Raw genomic sequence first — 19,718 nt, forward strand, 5'->3', positions numbered from 1 at the left:
GTGCGGCACTTTCCCCGGAAAGTGCCGCACCTTTCAGGACCCGGCGGCCTTCGCGACCCGCTCGATCTCCGCGTACCGCTCGGTCCAGAACGCGCGGTTCCGGGGCGGCGCGCTGGTCGCCCCGTCGAGCTGCTCCCGCAGGATGTCGGCGTGCCCGGCGTGCCGGGTGGTCTCGGTGAGCACGTGGACCAGGACGTTGAACAGCAGCACGTCCGGCCGCGGCCACCACGGCACGTGGCCGGGCGCGTCGACGGGCAGTGCCGCGATCGTCGCGTCGGAGTGCTCCGCGGCACGGCGGTACCGGTCGACGATCTCCGCGCGCGTCTCCTGCTCGGTCGCCCAGAAGTCCCGGCCGCGCGCCTCGGTGTCGTCCCAGCGGGGCAGCGGCTCGGGGAACGGCCGGCCGAACACCTCGCCCAGGTACCGCGTCTCCCACAGCGCCAGGTGCTTCACCAGGCCGAGCAGGTTGGTCCCGGTCGCGGTCAGGGGACGGCGGACGTCGTACTCGCTCAGCCCGTCCAGCTTCCCCAGCACGGCCTCGCGGGCTTCGCGCAGATCGTCGTGCAGGTACTGCTTCGCGAATTCGTCGATCATGCCGGCCAGCTTGCCAGGATCACCCGACCGGCACCCCGCGCACCACGACCGGCCCCCGTGTCGGGTCCAGCTCCGCGGCCTGGTCCACTCCGGACGGCGTCAGCACGTCGAGCGCCTTCGGGGCGGTCGCCGGGTCCGCCACGCAGACCGGCGCGGTCCCGCCCGCGGCGCACAGCCCGAACGTGTACTGCCCCGCCGTCGGCGTGAACGGCCGCGCCTGGTCGGGGGAGTTGCCGTCCTGGCCGGTCAGCACCACCGCGAACGTCCAACCGGCCGCCGGGGTCCCGAACGCGGACTTCGCGACGCTCACCGTGATGTACCGCGTCGCCTGCGAAGCCTGCACCGACGGCGTCGCGAGCGTTGCGCCCGAAGCGTCGACGAGCGCCGGGTCGGCGAAGCCCTGGACCTCGATGCGCCGGCTCCAGGCATCGGACGCCGCGATCGTGTACGCCCGGCTCGGGAACGGCGCCGCGGTCGACGTCACCGTCGCGGCCGGGTCGTGCGCGTAGATCGTCAGCAGCTGCGCGCCCAGCGGCGAGCCGAACGTCGGGGACAGGTCGCGGATCTGCGCGCGGAACACCAGGTTGGTGCCCGAGTCGATGACCTGGAATCGCTGCAGGTCGAACGCGCCGGCGTGGAAGTCGCCCGCCGTCGGATACGTGTAGGTGCCCGGGCCGTTGTCGTCGCCGTCGGGGTCGGCCGCGTCGAGCAGGACCGTGCCGGTGACGAAGTCCGAGCTGATCGTCTTCTGCGCGTACCCGGTGCCGCCGCCGGAAGTGGCGGCCGCCGTGACGACGTTCGCGCCCAGCGGCGTCGGCACGGTCACGCCGAACTTCCCGTCCGCGGCGGCCCGCACCGACAGCACCGAAGTCGTTCCGGTGTCGGTGTTCGACACAGCCAGGTCGACCTGGCTGCCCGCGGGCGCGGTGCCGGTGACCGCCGCGGTCCCGGTGGACACCGACGCGGGCGCGTCGAGCGTGACCGCCAGCGCCGCGGGCGGGCCGTGCGTGACGTACCGGGCGCGGACGTCGGCGGGCTGCTCGGGCAGCCGGCCGTCGTCGAGGGCCCGGGCCAGCCGGACCGACTGCGACTGCGCCCAGCTCAGCGGCGCGACCGAACCGGCGGGCTGCCCCGGCGCGAAGCCGATGGACGCCGTGCGCGGGTCCGAGCCGTAGGGCGACGCCGGGACCGCCGGGTTTTCCCACACCTGCTCGGGAATCAGCCCGGTGCCGCCGGTCTGGGCCCGCATCGCACGCAGCAGCGCCGCCGCGCCGGCGCGGTCGCCGGTCTGCACGGCCTGCTCGCCGCGTTCACCGGCGAGCACCGGCCAGAGGTGCCCGGACCCGGTGTTCGGCCCCGGCCACGGTGCCCCGGTCGGGGCGCAGTTCGTCGGGTCCGGCTCGTAGCAGTCGCCGTAGCCGTCTTCGCTGCCCGCCGCGGAAGTCCCGTAGCGGTACCAGCCCGGGCCGGTCGGCGTGTCCCGCTTGATCACGCGGTCCACCACGCCGAGCGACGCGATGACGTCGGGGTCGTTCGCCGGCAGCACGCCGAGGCGGGTCAGCTCGAGGAACCCGGCGTCGACGACCGCGCGCTGGTCGGCGTCGACCGAGCCGTTGCCGAGGTTGTAGATCCATTCGGAGTTCGGATCGCCGTTCTTGGTCAGGCGCAGGAAGTACCGGCCGCCGTACGGCCCGGTGGACGTCACGGTCCAGCCCTTGATGCTGCGCTGGAAGTGGTCGGCGGTGGCCCGGTAGACGCGGGCGCGCGCCGGGTCGCCGTTGCGGTCGGCGATCACCCCGGCCGCGACGAGCCCGGCGATCTCGGCCGCGATCGTCGAGGGGGAGTAGCCGCCCTGCTCTTCCCAGCGTTCGGAGCCGAACGCCGGCCCGTGCGCGACGACGAAGTCCGCGGCCGCGCGGATGTGGTCGGTGTAGAGCGTGCGGTCGCGGTCGAGCCCGGCCTGCAGCGCCATCAGGATCGGGTACGCGCTCTCGTCGAGCTGGTCACCGCCGGAGTCGGGGGCTTTCTTGCCGTTCAGCATGGAGTTGCGCGGGAACCGGCCGTCCGGCTGCTGCTGCCGGGAGAACAACCACCGCACGCTGGCCCGCGCGGTTTCGCGGTCGCCGGCGGCGAGCAGGCCCGAGAAGCTTTCGTAGAGGTCGCGGGCGAAGATCTCGCGGTACGAACCGAAGTAGACGGGCTTGCCGCCGGGCGCGTCCCCGGCGGAGACCGCCTGTCCCCACGGGCTGCCGAGCGAGGCGACCACCGCGCCCGGGAACGTCTTGTCCTCACTGGCCTTCAGCACGTTGGCCGACTGGTAGTAGGCGTCGGAGTCCTTGCCGCGCACGGGAACCAGCCCGTTGTCGTAGTCGCGCCAGCCACGCGCGTACTCGCGGTAGCTCTCGTCGAACGGCGTGCGCAGGCTCGCGCCCGCGGTCCGGACCGCCGCGCTCGCGTCCGCGCCGAAGCCGAGCGCCAGCACGGCCGGGCGGCGCGGCTGCAGGTCCAGCTGCGCGGTCTGCACGACGTTGCCGTTCACCGCCGACGCCGTCTGATCGGTCAGCCGGTGGTCGCGGTCGAGCTGGGCCAGGCCGTCGCCGGCCGTGCCGACGAACCCGCTGGACGTGCCGAGGAACCGGCGGTCGGCGCGCAGCGCGGCGGCCAACGGGGTCGCGTAGTCGCGGGCCGGCGCGCTGGACACCGTGTTCGGGTCGGCGCTGACCAGCGCGGACGTCGCCGCGTCCACCGAAGCCGTGTCCCCGCCGCCGTTCACCGGGCCGCCACCGCCGTTGCCGTTGACGCTCGCGTCGAACCGCACGTAGACCTTGAGATCGCGGCCGGACCCCTGGAGCGGGTCCAGCCGGGTCCGGATGAGCACGCCGGTGCGCGCGGGGTCGGTCAGGTACTCGGTGACCAGCCGGTACTTGCCGCTGCGCGGGGTCGAGGTCACCTCGCAGGCCATCCCGCCCGCGCTGGTGCGGACGGTGTAGGTCATGTCCCGCGCCTGCAGGTCGGTGAACGTGCGGCCGTCGGTGACGGCGAACTGCAGCGTCTCGACGTTCGTGTTGTCGATCACCGGCGCGTAGACGTCGGACAGCACGCCGCCCGCGACCGTGAACCACGCCTTGCTGGTGGTGTTCCGGGCGGTGCCCAGGCAGTCCTTGCGGGCCAGCCCGAAGTGCGAGACCGCGCCCGGTCCGGGGGCCGGGGCCGCGGCGGCGGCCGGCACGGGGAGGAGGGCGGCGGCCAGCACCGCGCACACCACGACGGACGACGTCGACCGAGTCATCCGCCCATCCGATCACGCCGGGCGCACCCCGCACCAGGGCCGAACGCAGCAGGGAAAGCCGGCACTCCTGATTGAGATACCGAACCGGTGGGTAGCAAACCCACAGTCCCCCGGGGAGGTGAACGTGGAAGAGCACGGAGCGGACGGTTGGCGGTACCGCGGCACGATTTCGCCACGGACGCTGCCGAGCTTGCGGCGGCACCTGGTTTCGTGGCTGCGCAGACGCGCCGGCGAGGAGGTCGGGCGCCAGGCCGACGACGTCGTCCTGGCCTGCTGGGAAGCGATGGCCAACGTGCTGGACCACGCCTACCACGGCCGGCCGGGGCTGATCGACGTGCGCGCGCGGATCGACGAGGACGTGCTGGTCGTGACGGTCGCCGACCAGGGGCGCTGGACGTCGGTCACCGAGCGGCCCGACCGCGGCCGCGGCCTGCGGCTGATCCAGGCGCTGGTCGACGGGCTCGACATGCGCTCGACCGACGACGGCACGGTGATCACGCTGACCTGGCCCTTCCCGGCCCGCCGCACCGCCTGAGCGTCAGTCCGCCGAGGACAGTCCTTCGACGAACCGGGTCGCGACCTCCCGCAGCTTCACGTTGGTGTGCTGCGACTCCGCGATCAGGCGCTTCATGGCGTCGTCGGCGCTCACCCGGTGCACGGCCATCAGGATGCCCTTGGCCTGCTCGATCACCGCCCGCGAGCTCATCGCCGTCTCGAGCTCGGCGACGCGGCGGCGGGCGTTCAGGTAGCGGCGCGTGGAACGCAGGCCGAACGAGACGATCGTCGTGTAGAGCGCCAGCAGCCGCGAGTCGGTCTCGGCGAAGCCGTGGTCGCCGTAGCCGAAGAGGTTGAGCGCGCCGCCGAGGGAGTCGTCCACGCGCAGCGGCGCGGCGAGGTAGCTGCCGACGCCGCGGCCGCGGGCGTAGCTGGTGAACTCGGGCCAGACCGCGTCGGCCGTGACGAGCGGCAGCCGGACGATCTCACCGGTCTCGGCCGCCCGCAGGCAGGGGCCTTCCCCCGCCGCGTACTGGACGCGGTCGATGTCGACGGCGCGCTCGTCGGTCGAGGCGGCGGTTTCCGGCTCACCGTCGCGGATCGCGGTGATGCTGGCCATGTCGGCCCCCGGCACGGCCCGGACGGCTTCGGCGCAGACCGCGCCGAGGATCTCGGTCTCGGACGGCTCGCTCTCGAGGGCGCTCGTGAGGTCCGCCATCGCCGCGGTCAGCTCGTCGAGGTGCTCGGGCGGGATCGGCTCACCGGTCACCGCGGTCACCTCCGTCCCGGCTCATGCGGCGAACGATACCCGCGCCGGCGGTTCGGGACGGAGCGGTGGCACCGGCCCGGCGCTCACTGCTGAACGTCGTGGGTCGGACGCCGGGGCCACCTGGCGACGGCCGGCGACACAACCCACCGGCGACCGCCGCTCCCGTCCGCTTACCCCGTCGGCCGGTGACCAACCCTCAGCGGATCGTCACTTTCGCGACCTGGGTCAGGCCGGACACGCGCAGGACGCGGTCGAGCAGGCGGGGCGCGGTCAGGCCCAGCTGGTGGTCGGCGGCCCGGTCGAACAGGACGGCGATGCCGGCGCTGTCGAGGTAGGTCACCCCGGTCAGGTCGACGGTCAGCGGGGCCCCGGTCGCCAGTTCGCGCTCCAGCGCGGCGCTGAACTGCCCGGCGTTGCTCGTGTCGATCTCCCCGGTCGCGGTCAGGATCCGGTCTCCGTCGTCGCCCGCGGAGGCGACCAGCGTGAGTGCCGTGGTCACGAACCGATTCTCCATTCCAGCGTGACGGTGGTGCCGGTCGTGTCGTGCCGGACGGCGACCGCGTCGGCGAGCGCCTCCATCATCGGCATCCCGCGGCCGCGCAGCACGTGGTTGTCCGGCGGGGGTTGCTTCCAGTGCCCGCGATCGGTCACCGTGACGACCAGGTCCGCGCCGGCGAAGCGGGCCGACAGGTGCGCGGTCCCCTCGGCGCCGGGGTAGGCGTGCTCGACGGCGTTCGCGCAGGCTTCGCCCGCGGCGACGAGGACGTCCTGCGCCAGCTCCTCCCCGAGCGAAGCGGTGCCCAGCCACGCGCGCAGCCAGTGGCGGGTCGAGGCGAGGCTGTCCGGGTGCGCCGGGAAGTCCAGCTCCAGCGGCGGGACCGACCGGCGGTAGAGCAGCAGCGCGACGTCGTCCTCGTAGCCGTCCGCCGGTCGCAGCCGGCCCATCAGCGTGGTGGCCAGGTCGGTGAGGTCGGCGTCCCGCGCGCCGTGGGCGACCGAGGTTGCCCGGTCGATGCCGTCGTCCAGCGCCTCGCGGCGGCGCTCGACGAGACCGTCGGTGTAGAGCATCAGCAGCGAGCCGACCGGGACGACCGCCGTGGCCTCCGGGCGGTCGGTGGGGACGCGGACCGCGAGCGGCACGCTGCCGCCGGCGTCGAGGAACTCCGCCGAGCCGTCCTGGTGCACCAGCGTGGCGGGCGGGTGCCCGGCGCTGCTGTAGGTGAGCGTGCCGGTGGCGGGGTCGAGGACACCGCAGAACACGGTGGTGCACAAGGCACCCGGCAGCCGGTCGGCGAAGCGGTCGAGCGTGGTCAGCGTGTGCGCCGGGCCGTTGGCCTCCAGCAGCAGCGCCCGGCAGGCGCTGCGCAGCTGGCCCATCACCGCGGCCGCGGCGAGCCCCCGGCCGACGCAGTCGCCGACGACGATGCCGATCCGGTCGCCCGACAGCGGGACGACGTCGTACCAGTCGCCGCCCACCTCCAGCGGCGGGTTCGCCGGTTCGTAGCGCACCGCGAAGCCGTCCGGCAGCAGGGCCGGGCCGAGGATCGAACGCTGCAGGGCGATGGCGACCTCGCGCTGCCGGTCGTCGCGGTGGGCGCGGCGCAGCGCGTGCGCCAGCGTCCCGGCCAGCAACGCCAGCAGCGTCCGGTCCTCGATGCCGAGCGGGCGGGCGGGTTCCGGCTCCACCCAGAGCGTCAGCCGGCCGCCGGGGTGGTCCAGCGTGGCGCCCGCGCCGCCTTCCGCGGGCGTTGCGTGCAACGCGGGGAGGGACCGGACTTCGCCGAGCTTCGCGCGCAGCGGCGCGGCCAGGTCGGTCCACCGCCGGTCGCCGGCGTCGGTGGACACCAGCTCGGGCTCGCCGTCGGGCACCCAGGTCACGGCGAGCACCCGCTCGGCCTGCCACAGCTCGCGCAGCAGGTCCAGCGCCGTCCGGAGCACGTCGGGCACCCCGCTGACGCCGGCGAGGCGCTGGTTCATCGCGGCCAGCGCGGTTTCCCGCTGGACGGCGTAGCGCTCGGCCGTGACGTCGCGGATCGTGCCGACGAGCCGGCGGCGGCCCTCGTCGTCGTGCAGCTCGTTGTAGGCGATGGCGGCCCACACCCGGTGCCCGTCGCGGTGCCGCAGCGGCAGCACGAAGCTCCCCGACGGCTCGGTCCGCGACCGGCCCAGCGCCCCGGCGACCTGCTGGTAGGCGACCGGGTCGTCGTCCCGGTCCGGCACCCACGGGAACGGCGGGGAGTAGGGCAGCCCGGCCGGCCCGAAGCCGATCAGGTCGGTGCACGCGGCGTTCATCTCCACGATCCGCCCGTCGGCGTCGCAGACGAAGAAGCCGTCCTGCATCGACTCGATCATCGCCGCGCGCCACCGCGAGTGCTGCGTCCGCAGGCGGGCCAGCCGGATGGTCGTGCGGACGCGGGCGAGCAGCTCGCGTGCGGAGAACGGCTTGACCAGGTAGTCGTCGGCCCCGGCGGCCAGCCCGTCGACGGCGGCCTCCTGCCCCGCGCGGGCGGACAGCAGAAGCACGGGCACCGCGGCGGTGCGCGGGTCCCGGCGCAGCTCGTCGAGCAGGCCGAGGCCGTCCAGCCGCGGCATCATGACGTCGCTGATGATCAGCTCGGGCGGTTCGGCGGACGCGGCGGCGAACGCCTCGACGCCGTCGCGGACCGCGGTGACCGCGTAGTCCTCGCGCAGCAGCCGGGTCAGGTAGTCGCGCATGTCCGCGTTGTCGTCGGCGATCAGCACCCGGGTACCCGCGGCCGGGGCGGGGGCTTCCGCGGCCGTCGGTTCGGGATCGCCGTCCGGCAGCCAGCGCAGCGCCTCCTGCACGTACGGCTCGACGGTCTCCGCGGCGAGCCCGGCCGCCGACGGCCCCGGGGCGAGGTGCTCGGCGGGCAGGTGCCGGGTGCCCAGCGGCAGCCGGATCCGGAACGTCGTGCCCTCGCCGGGGGTGCTCTCGACGGCGACCGAGCCGCCGTGCATGCCGACGAGCTCGCGCACCAGCGCCAGGCCGATCCCGCTGCCCTCGTTCGAGCGCGACCGCGCCGACGGGATCCGGTGGAACCGCTCGAACAGCCGGGGCAGCTCGGCGGCGTCGATCCCGATCCCGGTGTCGGACACGGTGATCTGGGCGTGCTCGCCGTCGAGCGCGGTGCGCACCCCGATCTCGCCGTCGAAGGTGTACTTCACCGCGTTGGACAGCAGGTTGAGGACGACCTTCTCCCACATCCCGCGGTCGACGTGCACCGGCGTGCCCAGCGGCGGGCAGCTGACTTCGAACCGCAGCCCGGCCCGCTCGACGGCGGCGCGGAACACGCTCGCCAGCTCCGCGGTGAACGCCGAGAGGTCGACCGGCTCGAAGCGCGCCTGCATCCGGCCCGCTTCGATCCGCGAGAAGTCGAGCAGGTTGTTCACCAGCCGGCCCAGCCGCAGCGCGTTGCGGTGGATGACGGCGACCTCTTCGCGGACGCGCTCGTCCGCGTCTTCCAGCGTCTTGTCCAGCTCGGCGACCGGGCCGAGGATCAGCGTGAGCGGGGTCCGGAACTCGTGGCTGATGTTGGCGAAGAACGTCGTCTTCGCCGCGTCCAGCGCGGTCAGCTCCTCGGCGCGCCGCTGCTGGTCCTGGTAGGCGAGCGCGCCGTTGACCAGCGCCGCCGTCTGCTGGGCGACCAGCCCGAGGAACGTCCGGTAGGACTCGTCGAGCGCGCGTCCGGCGCTCGCCGCCAGCACGATCACGCCGATGGCCGCGGTACCGGGGGCGCCCGGCAGCGGCAGGACCATCACCTCGGTGGGCGGGGTGGACCAGCCGCCCGAGGGCAGCTCGCCGAAGGTCGTCGTCAGGTCGGTCACGGTCCGCGGGGTGCCGTCGGCGAGCACCTCTTCGAGCGGCCAGCCGCCCGGGTGCCCGGTCCCGCCGGGCGTGGCGGCCGCGAGGGTGAGCTCGCCGTCGTCCTCGCGGAGGTGGATCGCGGAGTACGGGACGTCCGCGCCGGCTCGCCCGAGCACACCGGCGACCAGCCCGCAGGCCTCGCCGACGGTGCGGGCGATGCCGGCCTGGGCGCCGAGCTCACGCAGCGTGGCCATCCGGCGTTCGCCGATCACGCGCTCGGTGGTGTCGGTGACCGCGGTGAACACCGCGCGCACGGCGCCTTCGTCGTCGTGGACCGGGCTGTAGGAGTAGGTCCAGTAGGTCTCTTCCCAGTAGCCGTGCCGGTTCATCGGCAGCAGCAGGTCCTCCGACCAGGTCGCCTCGCCGGTCGCCATCACGTGGTCGAGCATCGGGCCGATGATGTGCCAGATCTCGTCCCAGACCCGCGCGCCCGGCTTGGCCAGCGCGGGGTGCTTGGAGCCGAGCAGCGGCAGGTAGGCGTCGTTGTAGAGGAACCGCAGATCCGGGCCCCACCAGACGATCATCGGGAAGCGTGAGGTGAGGCAGATGCGCACGGCCGTCGTCAGGCTCTCCGGCCAGCTCGCCGGTTCCCCGAGGGGCGACGACGCCCAGTCGAACTCCCGCATCCGGGCGGCCATCCGGCTGGTGCCCGGAAAGACGGCCCGCTGGCCGGATTCCTCGCCGACGGTCATCACACTCCCGATCACACGGCCCCGGACGAGCCTACCCGGCCGGGATGGACGCCGCCGCGCGCGCGAACCCGCGCGCCCGGGTGACGCGGGCGTCAGCCGAGCCAGGTCATCGTGACCGTCGTGCCGACCTCGCGGTGCACCTGCGCGCTGTGGTCGGCGAGGCTGCCGATGAGCAGCAGGCCGCGGCCGCGCAGGCCGTTCGTCGCGACGGGGGTGCGCCAGGCGCCGTAGTCGGTGACCGTCACCGTCAGCCGCCCGTTCAGCGCTTCGGCGCGGACGTCGACCTGGCCCGGTTCGCCGGCGCGGTAGGCGTGCTCGGCGGAGTTGGCCATCGCCTCGTAGCCCGCCAGGACGACGTCTTCGCGGCGTTCTTCGCTCAGGCTGAGCGTGCCCAGCCAGTCCGCCAGCGCTTCGCGCAGTTCCGGCAACCGGTCGGCCACCGCGGCGATGCGCCGGTGGAACGACGCGGGCGGCGCGGGCGCGCCCGGCGGGAGGGGGTCCGTCATGCTGGGTCCTCTCCGCGGTGGCGCACGTGGATCAGGGCGATGTCGTCGTCGTGCCGGCCGAGGGTCAGCTCGGCCACGAGCTTGTCCCACGCCGCGCCGAGATCGGCCGCGGCGAGCAGGGCGGGGATGCCGGCCAGCAGCCATTCCACCCCGAGGGTGAGGTCGCGCGTGCGGCTTTCGACCAGCCCGTCGGTGTAGAGCACCAGTTCCGCGCCGGGCGGAAACCGGTGCTGCGCTGGGGGAACTCCGCGCCGACGCCGAGCGGTTGCGCCAGCGCCTCGCCGATCTGCTCCGGCCCGCCGTCCGGGCGGACCAGGATCGCCGGCAGGTGGCCGGCGTTGGCGAAGGTCAGCGTGCCGTCGGCCGGCCGGTGGACCGCGTAGAAGCAGGTGACGAAGCTTTCGCCGAACAGCCCGCCGGTCAGCGCCGAGACGTTGCGCAGCACCTCCGACGGCGGCAGCTCGAGCAGCGCGTAGCAGCGGATGGCCGTGCGGACCTGGCCCATCACGGTCGCGGCCGTGACGCCGTGGCCGACGACGAACGCGGTCGCGCCGGACGGGAGGGCGATGACGTCGAACCAGTCGCCGCCCACCTTGCTCCCGGTCGCCGCGGGCAGGTACCGGGTGACGACATCGAGGCCCGGGATCGGCGGCGCGACCGGCAGCATGCTGCGCGACAGCTCCGACGCGAGGGTGCGTTCGCGCTCGTACAGGCGGGCGTTGTCCAGCGCGATGGCCGAGTAGGCGGCGATGCCCTCGGCGAGGTACTCGTGCCGCGCGGTGAACCGGCCCGGCGCGGAGTGGCCGAAGAAGAACCCGCCCAGCACGTCCTCGCTGGTCGGGCTGATCGCCGACACGGCCAGGTAGCTGCACACGGGCAGATGCCCTTCCGGCATCCCGTGGTGCGGCGCGTTCCGCCCGAACCGCGGGTCCTTCGTGATGTCGGGGCTGCGCACGGTGCCGGTGCCGTCGAAGGTCGGCGCGAACACGTCGGTGTTGCGCGGCATGGGAAAGCGCTCGAACGCCTCCCGCGGCACGCCCGAAATCGTGTACAGCGTGTAGGACTCGCCGAGCTCGTCGACCAGGTTGTAGAAGAACGCGCCGAACTCGGCGCCGGTCGCTTTCGTGGCGGCATCGGTGGCGTCCTGCACGATCCGGTCGATGTCCAGCTGCGCGGTCAGCTCGCGGCCGGTGGAGTGCAGCGCGTCGAGCACCGCCGCTTCGCCGCGCATCCGCCGCAGGGAGGCCACCAGGTGCGCGGTCGCGGCGTCGACCGCGGCGGCGAGGGCCGACGGCGCCCCGGCGACTTCGCCGGTGGTGTGGACCAAGGCGTCCCGGCCGTCGCCGGCGACGGCGATCGCGGCGGTGGTTTCCCGGCCCGGCACCAGCTCCGCGAGCAGCGCGGGGTCGGTCACGGCCACCGCGATGCGGTCGCCGAGCACCGCGCGCGCTTCGGCCGGGTCGAGGAGCCGGACTTCGGTCGGGATCGGGGAGCCGGAGGCGTCGACGAAGGCCCGGCGCACGGCGTCGAGCAGTCCGTCGAACTCCGGGGCGGTCATCCGGCGGCCAGCGCCTCGGCCAGCGACGGGTAGATGGCCAGCTCGTCGGTCAGCCGGGTCAGCTCCAGCGGGCGCAGGGTGATCCGGCCGGCGGCCACCACCCGCAGCGGCGCGGGCACCGTCCGCCCGCCGTGCGCCCCACGAGCTCGGCCATCCCGGCCGAGGCCAGGAAGGTGACGCCGGTCAGGTCGATGACGAGCACCGTGGGCTCCAGGCGTGCGGCGCGCTCGGCGAGCTGCCGGAGCTTCGGTGCCAGGGCGAGGTCGAGTGCGCCGTCGACGCGCAGCACGGCGGTGCCGTCGCGGTGGTCCAGCGCCACCGTGCCCGCTGAGCTGGCGGCGTCTCCGAGGGGGTTCCCGGTCGCGTCCGTTTCGGCCATGCCGCCCATCCTGCCTGGTCCCGGACGGCGCGGAAAGCCGAACAGGGTGCTGAGACGGCGGAGGCCGCGCGGTACGGGCATGATTGACACCGGTTGAGCAAACAGCCTTCGTGATCACGCGCGTCCGCCGGAAGTTCCGGGGCGCGGCCGAAGGCGAGGAGAAGAACACGATGACGGAGCACACCAATACTGAGGGCCCGGCCACCGCTGTGCCATTCGGCGAATTCCGGATCGCCCGAACGGAGCAGGGCGGCGCGGTCGTCGTCGAGGTGGCCGGAGACGTGGACACGACCACCGCGCCGGCTCTCGTGCAGGCCGCGGAAGAGGCGCTGGCGGCGGCGCCGCCGCTGCTGGTCGTCGACCTGACCCGGGTGGACTTCCTCGCCTCACCCGGGCTGACGGCGTTGCTGACCATCCACCGCGACGCCGGTCCCGGCACCGTGGTGCGGATCGTCGCGTCCGGCCGGGCGACCCTGCGCCCGATCCAGCTGACCGGGCTCGAGGGCAGCCTCTCGCTGTTCCCGACCCGCGAGGCGGCGCTGACCGCGTCCTGAGGTCCGTCCCGGCCGGGTCAGCAGCCGGCCGGGGCAGCCTGGCGCTGGATGGTGAGCAGGGCGACGTCGTCCTGGGCCGGCCGGTTGCCGATCATCGAGGCCATCAGCTGCGCGCAGACCCGTTCCGGGTCGCCGGCGCGCAGGGCTTCCGCCAGCTGCCGCATACCGGCGTCCACTGACCGGTCCCGGCGTTCGACCAGGCCGTCGGTGTAGAACGCGAGCACGCTTCCCGGCGGCAGGTCGACCACGGTCGTGTGCCGCTGCGGCCGGCCGATGGTCAACCCGATCGGGGGATCCGGCCGCACGCCCAGCAGCCGGCCCGGCTCACCTGGCAGGGCTTGCGCGGGCGGCAGGTGCCCGGCGAGCGACAGGGCGATCGTTTCGCGGCCCGGCCCGACGATCCCGTAGGCGACGGTGGCCATCGCGCCGTGCTCGAAGTGGTTGGCCTTGCGGTCGAGCTTGTCGAGCACCTCGTCGGGGCTTTCGCAGTCGAGGGCGTACGCGCGCAGGGCGCTGCGCAGCCGGCCCATGATCACGGCGGCCTCCAGCCCGTGGCCGGAGACGTCGCCCATCACGACGCCGAGCCGGTCGCCGGGCAGGACGAAGAGGTCGTACCAGTCGCCGCCGAGCCCGGTTTCCGCGCCGGGGACGTACCGCGCGCCGAAAGCGAGGCCGGACACCTCGGGCAGGCTGCTGGGCAGCAGGCTGCGCTGCAGCGCCATGGTGGCGGTGCGGTTCTCTTCCAGCGCCTCGACCTGGATCGCCATCGCGAGGCGGTCCGCGAGCAGCTGCATCGTCACCACTTCGGCTTCGCCGAACGCCCGCGGCTCGACGGACCCGACGTGCAGCACCCCGACGAGCTCGTGCCCGGCGACCATCGGCACGCCGAGCATCGAGCGCAGTCCCCGTTCCCACAGCAGGGAGTTCACGACCGTCGTCTCGTCGACGTGGTCGAGGACGACGGGCTGGCGCTCGAGCGCCACCCGGCCGGCGAACCCGCTGCCGACCGGCACCCGGACGCCCTGGTGGACCTCCTCTTCGATGCCGGCCGCGGCGAAGGCCACCAGCTGGCGGCCGCTGGGCTGGTACCGCAGCACGGTCGCGGTGTCGACGTCCATGACCTCGCGCAGGCGCTGCAGGGTCTCGGCGAGCAGCTCGGCCAGCCCCAGGTGCTCGGCGGGTACGCCGATGATCTTCTCCAGCTGCTGCAGCCGGTCGTGGGCGCCGAGACTCCGGGACATGGAAAGACCCTAGCCGGAACTCCTTTGCGCGCCTAACCATCCCGGGTTTCGACGGCGGGTCCCCGGGGGTAACCACCCGGGCGTGAGCGTCGACTTGGAGTGGGTGGCCGTGCTGCGCCACGGCCAGAGCACCGGGAACGTGGCCAGGGAAGAGGCGGAGTCGGCGGAGGCGGATGTGATCGACATCGCCGAGCGCGACGCCGACGTGCCGCTGACCGACCTCGGCCGCGAGCAGGCGAAGGCAGCGGGGGAGTTCCTCTCCGAGCGCCCGCCGGACCTCGTGGTCACCTCGACCTACCGCCGGGCCTGGGACACCGCGCTGCTGGCCGTGCCGGACGGCGTCCCGATCGTGCCCGACGAACGGCTGCGCGACCGCGAGCTCGGCGTGCTGGACCTGCTGACGTCGCACGGCGTCCGCGAGCGCTGGCCCGACGAGCTGCGGCGCAAGCGGCGGCTGGGCAAGTTCTACTACCGGCCGCCGGGCGGGGAGTCCTGGGCGGACGTCGTGCTGCGGCTGCGGTCGCTGATGCGCGAGCTGAGCGCGGACCACGCCGGCCAGCGCGTGCTGCTGGCCGCGCACGAGATGACCGTCTTCGCCCTGCGCTACCTCCTCGAAGGCCTGCCGGAGCCCGATCTGCTGCGCGCCGCGAACACCACCGAGGTCCCGAACGGGTCGGTGACGGCGTGGGAGCGCGACCGCGACGGCGGCTTCACCATGGTGCTGGCCCAGGAGGTCGGTCACCTGCACGCCACCGGTACCCCGCCCACGGCGGACGACGATGCCGCCGAGCAGCTCTCCTGACCCGGCGCCGATCAGCCCCGCCCTGTTGCGGGAGGAGCGGATCGGCACCGAGGACCGCGGCACCGTGCTCGTGCTCGGCGGCGCCCGGACCGTGCCGGGCGCGCCGGCGCTGTCCGGGACGGCCGCCCTGCGCGCCGGCGCCGGGACACTGCAGCTCGCGGTGAGCGAACGGCACGCGGGCGCGCTCGGCGTGTCGGTGCCCGAGTCGTCGGTGTTCGGGCTGCCGGAAACGGACTCCGGCGCGATCCACGCGGACGCCGTCGACCGGCTGGTCGACGTGCTCCCCGGCGCCGGAACGGTCGTGGTCGGCCCCGGGCTCACCGGCGCTGCCGAAACCGAGGACCTGTTGCGGCGCTTGGTGCCTGCCATCGCGCCGGACGCCCGCGTGGTGCTCGACGCCTTCGCGCTCGGCGCGCTGAGCCGGGCTCCGGAGCTGGCGAAGCCCTTGTCGGGCCGGCTCGTCCTGACGCCCAACCGCACCGAAGCCGCCTTCCTCGACGACTGCGCCGAAGAAGACGTCGACGACGTCGAGACCGCGGTCCGGATCGCCGGCCGGTACGACGCCGTCGTGCTGCTCTTCGGGGTGGTCGCCGAGCCCGGCGGGCGGACCTGGCGGGACGGCAGCGGCCACATCGGGCTGGCGACGTCCGGCAGCGGCGACGTCCTGGCCGGCCTGACCGGCGGTTTCCTCGCTCGCGGCGCCGACCTCGGCCAGGCCGCCCGCTGGGCGACGCACGTCCACGCCGTGGCGGGCCAGCGGCTGATCCCGGACACCGGCCGCACCGGCTTGCTGGCCCGCGAGCTGGTGGCCGAGATCCCGCGGGTGATCGCCGAGCTGGAGCGCTGACTACCGCTGGGCGGTGGGCCGCACGACGACCTCGTTGACGTCGACGCCCTCCGGCTGCCCGATCGCGTAGGAGATCGCGCCGGCGATGGTGTCCGCCGGCAGCGTCACCGCGCGGTAGGTCCGCATCGCTTCGCGCGCACCGGGTTCGGTGATGGAGTCGGCCAGTTCGGACTCGACGACGCCGGGCGAGACGGTCGTGACGCGGACGCCGGGGGCGGCTTCCAGGCGCAGGCCTTCGGTGATCGCGCGGGCGGCGTACTTGGTGCAGCAGTAGACCGCGGCCGTCGGCACGACCTCGTGCGCGCCGGTCGAGGCGATCGTCACGAAGTGCCCCGAACCCTGCCGCTCGAAGTGCGGCAGGGCGGCCGCGATCCCGTGCAGCAGGCCGCGGACGTTGACGTCGATCATCCGGTCCCACTCCTCGACGTGCCGGGAGTCCAACCGCGACAACGGCATCACGCCGGCGTTGGCGACGAACACGTCGAGCCGGCCGTGCGCTTCGACGGCGGCGTCGGCGAAGGCGGCGACCTCCGCGTGGTCGGTGACGTCGAGGCGGTGCACGTCGGCGGTGCCGCCGGCGTCGTGGATCTCCTTCGCCAGCGCGGTCAGCCGGTCTTCCCGGCGGGCGCCGAGCACGACGTGGTGGCCTTCGCCGGCCAGCCGCAGCGCGGTGGCGTGGCCGATGCCGCTGCTGGCGCCGGTGATCAGGACGGTCTTCTTCACTGGGTTCCTTCCGGGAAGTCTGCGCCGAGGGTGGTCTCGCGCCAGGTGTCGAAGCCGGCCCGCAGGGTGTCGAGCCGGGCGGTCGCGATGTCGTAGGCGGCCTTGCCGAGCAGCAGCCGCAGCGGCGGTTCTTCGGCGTCGACGGCGTTGAGGATCGCTTCGGCCGCGCGGACCGGGTCGCCGGGCTGCCGGCCGTAGGTGGCGGTGGTCGCCGTCCGGCGCGCGCCGGCCGTCTCGGCGTAGTCGTCGATGCGGACCGCCGACTGCCGCATCGAGGGTCCGGACCAGTTGGTGCGGAAGGCGGCGGGCTCGACGATCGTCACCTTGATGCCCAGCGGCGCCACCTCGGCGGCGAGGGACTCGGAAAGCCCTTCCACGGCGAACTTCGTCGCGTGGTAGTAGCCGGTGGCGCCGAAGGCGGCCAGGCCGCCGAGCGACGACACGTTCACGACGTGCCCGCTCCGCCGGGCGCGCATGCCCGGCAGCACCGCGCGGGTGACGTCGGCGAGGCCGAACACGTTGGCGTCGAACAGGTTCCGGATCTCGGCGTCCTCGCCTTCCTCGATCGCGGCGAGGTAGCCGTAGCCGGCGTTGTTGACCAGGACGTCGATCCGGCCGAACGCGCTTTCGGCGCGCTTGACCGCGTCGGTGACCTGCGCGTGGTCGGTGACGTCGAGCGGCAGGGCGAGCGCGCGGTCGCCGTGCTTCACGACCAGGTCGGCGACGCTCGCCGGGTCGCGGGCCGTGACGACGGCGCGCAGGCCGCGGTCGAGCACGGCTTCGGCCAGGGCGCGGCCGAGGCCGGTGGAGCAGCCGGTGATGAACCAGTTTTCGGGCACGACGAAGTACTCCGTCCATGGTGGATAGTCGGAAAAGGAGGGTCAGGAAGCGGCGAGGCTGCCCAGCAGGGCGAGCGCGGCTTCCGAGGAACTGCCGGGTTCGGCCTGGTAGAAGATGAGCTGCTGGCCGGGCGCGCTGTTGACGGTCAGAGCCTCGTAGCTGAGCGTCAGCTCACCGACCTGAGGGTGGTGGAACCGCTTGGTTTCGTGCGTCTTCTGCCGGATGTCGTGGCGCGCCCACAGCCGGCGGAAGTCGGCGCTCTTGACCGACAGCTCACCGACCGTCTCGATGAGCCGCGGGTCGTCCGGGTCGATCCCGGCGGCCACCCGCAGGCCGCCGACGGTGTTGACCGCCACGCGTTCCCAGTCCGGGTAGAACTCGCGCGCGTCCGGGTCGAGGAACACCAGCCGGACGAGGTCACCGCTGTGGGTGTGCCCGGCGAACAGCGCCTCGCCCAGCGCGTTGTGCGCGAGCACCTCGAGGCAGCGGCCGAGCACCAGCGCGGGCGTGTCCGGCCAGCCGTCCATCAGGCGCAGCAGGTTCGGGCTGACCTGCTCCCGCCGGCGCGCGCGGCGGCGTTTCGGAGCGGGCTGGGCCAGCCGGTGCAGGTGGGCGGTGGCGTCCTCGTCGAGGGCCAGCCCGTGGGCCAGCGCGTCGAGGACCTGCGGCGACGGGTTGCGCTCCCGGCCCTGTTCGAGCCGGACGTAGTAGTCGGTGCTGACCCCGGCCAGCACCGCGACCTCCTCGCGGCGCAGCCCGGCCACCCGGCGCGACCCGCCCGCGGGCAGGCCGAGCTCCTCGGGACCCACCTGTTCGCGGCGGGCCCGGAGGAACTCCCCGAGCGCGTTTTCCCTGGCCATGTTCCGAGGCTAACTCCGATCCGCGGGACTTGGGTGGCCGCGCCGCACCCACCCTCAGGTGAGCCGGATCGGCTCGCCTTCGTGGTCCGGCTGCAGCAGGGTGGCGGTGGCCTCGCGGTCGTCGACGTCGAGCGTCATCACGGCGTTCCCGAAGTGCGGCCCCGAGACGCAGCTCCAGGTCAGCGGCGCGGGCGGGACGCCGACGCGGCGCGCCAGCCCCTCGCTCAGCCGGGTCAGCCCGTGCGCCCAGCCGGCCCGGAACAGCCGGTTCATGTACCAGGGCACGGTGTTGTGCACCGGCGAGCAGGTGAGCGGGTGGACCGGCGCGCCCGGGAGGTCGGCGCGCGCGACGTACGCGTGGTGGACGTCGCCGGACAGCACGCTCACCGACGCCGGGCCGTCGTCCGCGACCCGGGCGACGAGCCGGGTCAGCCGGTCGAACGAGTCGCGGAACGCCGGCCAGTGCTCGAGGTCGGCGAGCTGGCGGAACCACTCGGAAACCCGTCCGACGAGCCCCGGCCGCGCGCAGAGCCGCTCGTTGACCGACTGCGCGGCCGACAGCGCGGTCGGCAGCAGCCACGGCAGCGACGTGCCGATCAGCAGGTGGTCGAACCCGTCGGCGGTCTGCTCCTCGATCCAGCGGAACTCCTCGTCGCCGACCATCGAGCGCTCGCCGCCGGCGAGGATCCGCCCGGCGCGCGAGTCGATGACCAGCAGCCGGACCGGGCCGAAGTCCCGCCGGTAGGACCACCGGGTGCCCTTGGCGCCGTCGGCTTCCCGGTCGGCCCGGTCGGCGAACTCGCGCAGCAGCCCGGCGTTGTCGATCCCGGACTTCGTCACCTGCTGGAACAGCTCGTCCGCGGCCAGCTCGCGCGGGCCCAGGTTGCCCAGGTGCTGGTAGACCCAGTACGAGACGAGAGCGCCGCGGATCCGCTCGGGCCACCACGACTCGCGTGCCATCTGCGCGCGCCACGCCTGCGAGGTGTTCCAGTCGTCGCGGACGTCGTGGTCGTCGAAGATCATCGACGTCGGCACGGTGGACAGCAGCCAGCGCACCGACGGCTCGCACCAGGCCTCGGAGTACAGGTGGCAGTACTCCTCGAAGTCGGCGACCTCCGTGCCGGGCGGCTCTTTCGGGTCGCGCCGGGCGGCGAGCCACTCCTGCGTCGCGTCGGTGGTTTCGTCGGCGTAGACCTGATCCCCCAGCAGGAGCAGCGATTCCGGCCATTCGGCCTCGTCGAGCCCGGCCATCCGGTGGGCGTAGGCGGCGAGCGCGTCCGGGCCGAGCGCGTCCTGCTCCCGCGGCTTGCGGCACGACCCGAACACCAGCCGGAACCGCGGATCGCCCGGCGTCAGCGTCCGGATCCGGCTGGGCGGCAGGTCGCTGTCCGGGTCGGGCCAGACGAGCTCGCCGTCGAGCCGGACTTCGTAGGGCGTGCTGCGCCCCGGCGCCAGGCCGGTGAGCACGACCAGCGCGTAGTGGTGCCCGGACACCTCGAACGTCCGCGCCGCCGCTTCCGCGACCCGGACTTCGCACGGTCCGGCCGTCTCGACCCAGATCGTCGCCGAGGTGGCGTCGACGTGTCTCAGCAGCGGTCCCAGGAGCAGCTCGGTCATGCCCGGATCCTTGCAGCAGCAAGCCAAGCCGGCAGTTCGAAGGGTCCCGAAACTTCCCGAAAATCG

16 protein-coding genes and 1 pseudogene are annotated in these 19,718 nt (G+C 73.9%); 4 read left to right on the forward strand and 13 right to left on the reverse strand.

What is annotated here, in order from left to right; translation table 11 throughout:
• Positions 1-33: 33 nt before the first annotated feature.
• Together ACZ7OH_RS35975 and ACZ7OH_RS35980 are read right to left on the reverse strand one after the other, a co-directional pair.
• Entirely contained in the window at positions 34-594 is a 561-nt protein-coding gene (locus ACZ7OH_RS35975; RefSeq protein WP_470284932.1) for a DinB family protein, read from the reverse strand.
• A gap of 19 nt (positions 595-613) precedes the next feature.
• Positions 614-3,883, reverse strand: coding sequence for a glucodextranase DOMON-like domain-containing protein (locus ACZ7OH_RS35980; RefSeq protein ID WP_470284933.1), 3,270 nt, complete (start codon positions 3,881-3,883; stop codon positions 614-616).
• A gap of 124 nt (positions 3,884-4,007) precedes the next feature.
• On the opposite strand from ACZ7OH_RS35980, the gene ACZ7OH_RS35985 reads away from it, so the two are divergent.
• Complete coding sequence (locus tag ACZ7OH_RS35985; protein WP_470284934.1) at positions 4,008-4,418, forward strand: ATP-binding protein; 411 nt, start codon at positions 4,008-4,010, stop codon at positions 4,416-4,418.
• A gap of 3 nt (positions 4,419-4,421) precedes the next feature.
• Here ACZ7OH_RS35985 and ACZ7OH_RS35990 read toward each other — a convergent pair whose 3' ends face one another.
• From ACZ7OH_RS35990 to ACZ7OH_RS36015, 6 genes and pseudogenes are all read right to left on the reverse strand, one after another.
• Complete coding sequence (locus ACZ7OH_RS35990; protein WP_470284935.1) at positions 4,422-5,147, reverse strand: ANTAR domain-containing protein; 726 nt, start codon at positions 5,145-5,147, stop codon at positions 4,422-4,424.
• Between the two features lie 196 nt (positions 5,148-5,343).
• Positions 5,344-5,646, reverse strand: a complete 303-nt coding sequence (locus ACZ7OH_RS35995) for an STAS domain-containing protein (RefSeq protein WP_470284936.1) — start codon at positions 5,644-5,646, stop codon at positions 5,344-5,346.
• The gene (locus tag ACZ7OH_RS36000; protein ID WP_470284937.1) at positions 5,643-9,725 is read right to left on the reverse strand and encodes a SpoIIE family protein phosphatase; all 4,083 of its coding nucleotides are present in this window, start codon (positions 9,723-9,725) and stop codon (positions 5,643-5,645) included. Before ACZ7OH_RS36000 ends, ACZ7OH_RS35995 begins: the two co-directional genes overlap by 4 nt.
• 92 nt (positions 9,726-9,817) lie before the next feature.
• The gene (locus ACZ7OH_RS36005) at positions 9,818-10,231 is read right to left on the reverse strand and encodes an ATP-binding protein (protein ID WP_470284938.1); all 414 of its coding nucleotides are present in this window, start codon (positions 10,229-10,231) and stop codon (positions 9,818-9,820) included.
• Positions 10,228-11,789 (reverse strand): annotated as a pseudogene (locus tag ACZ7OH_RS36010) (PP2C family protein-serine/threonine phosphatase). The gene ACZ7OH_RS36005 and the pseudogene ACZ7OH_RS36010 overlap by 4 nt, the downstream one beginning before the upstream one ends.
• Before the next feature lie 58 nt (positions 11,790-11,847).
• The gene (locus ACZ7OH_RS36015; protein WP_470284939.1) at positions 11,848-12,168 is read right to left on the reverse strand and encodes an STAS domain-containing protein; all 321 of its coding nucleotides are present in this window, start codon (positions 12,166-12,168) and stop codon (positions 11,848-11,850) included.
• A gap of 110 nt (positions 12,169-12,278) precedes the next feature.
• Between ACZ7OH_RS36015 and ACZ7OH_RS36020 the strand changes: the two genes are divergently transcribed.
• Positions 12,279-12,722: an STAS domain-containing protein gene (locus ACZ7OH_RS36020; RefSeq protein WP_470284940.1), complete on the forward strand. Its 444-nt coding sequence runs from the start codon at positions 12,279-12,281 to the stop codon at positions 12,720-12,722.
• 17 nt (positions 12,723-12,739) lie between these two features.
• On the opposite strand, the gene ACZ7OH_RS36025 is transcribed toward ACZ7OH_RS36020, so the two are convergent.
• The gene (locus tag ACZ7OH_RS36025) at positions 12,740-13,963 is read right to left on the reverse strand and encodes a PP2C family protein-serine/threonine phosphatase (RefSeq protein ID WP_470284941.1); all 1,224 of its coding nucleotides are present in this window, start codon (positions 13,961-13,963) and stop codon (positions 12,740-12,742) included.
• 82 nt (positions 13,964-14,045) lie between these two features.
• On the opposite strand from ACZ7OH_RS36025, the gene ACZ7OH_RS36030 reads away from it, so the two are divergent.
• Positions 14,046-14,765 carry a histidine phosphatase family protein gene (locus tag ACZ7OH_RS36030; protein ID WP_470284942.1) on the forward strand — a complete coding sequence of 240 codons (720 nt, stop codon included), beginning with the start codon at positions 14,046-14,048 and terminating at the stop codon, positions 14,763-14,765.
• Positions 14,743-15,612, forward strand: a complete 870-nt coding sequence (locus tag ACZ7OH_RS36035) for an NAD(P)H-hydrate dehydratase (protein WP_470284943.1) — start codon at positions 14,743-14,745, stop codon at positions 15,610-15,612. The genes ACZ7OH_RS36030 and ACZ7OH_RS36035 overlap by 23 nt, the downstream gene beginning before the upstream one ends.
• Here ACZ7OH_RS36035 and ACZ7OH_RS36040 read toward each other — a convergent pair whose 3' ends face one another.
• Genes ACZ7OH_RS36040 through ACZ7OH_RS36055 form a run of 4 tightly spaced genes read right to left on the reverse strand, consistent with a single transcriptional unit; the run spans position 15,613 to position 19,652 of the window.
• Positions 15,613-16,335: an SDR family oxidoreductase gene (locus ACZ7OH_RS36040; protein WP_470284944.1), complete on the reverse strand. Its 723-nt coding sequence runs from the start codon at positions 16,333-16,335 to the stop codon at positions 15,613-15,615. It abuts the gene before it with no gap.
• Positions 16,332-17,174, reverse strand: a complete 843-nt coding sequence (locus tag ACZ7OH_RS36045; protein WP_470284945.1) for an oxidoreductase — start codon at positions 17,172-17,174, stop codon at positions 16,332-16,334. Before ACZ7OH_RS36045 ends, ACZ7OH_RS36040 begins: the two co-directional genes overlap by 4 nt.
• A 42-nt stretch (positions 17,175-17,216) precedes the next feature.
• Entirely contained in the window at positions 17,217-18,035 is an 819-nt protein-coding gene (locus tag ACZ7OH_RS36050) for a helix-turn-helix transcriptional regulator (RefSeq protein ID WP_470284946.1), read from the reverse strand.
• A gap of 54 nt (positions 18,036-18,089) precedes the next feature.
• A complete protein-coding gene (locus ACZ7OH_RS36055) occupies positions 18,090-19,652 on the reverse strand; it encodes an alkaline phosphatase D family protein (RefSeq protein WP_470284947.1) in 1,563 nt (520 codons plus the stop codon).
• Positions 19,653-19,718 lie beyond the last annotated feature (66 nt).

Source organism: Amycolatopsis sp. NPDC114478 (genome assembly GCF_055633805.1).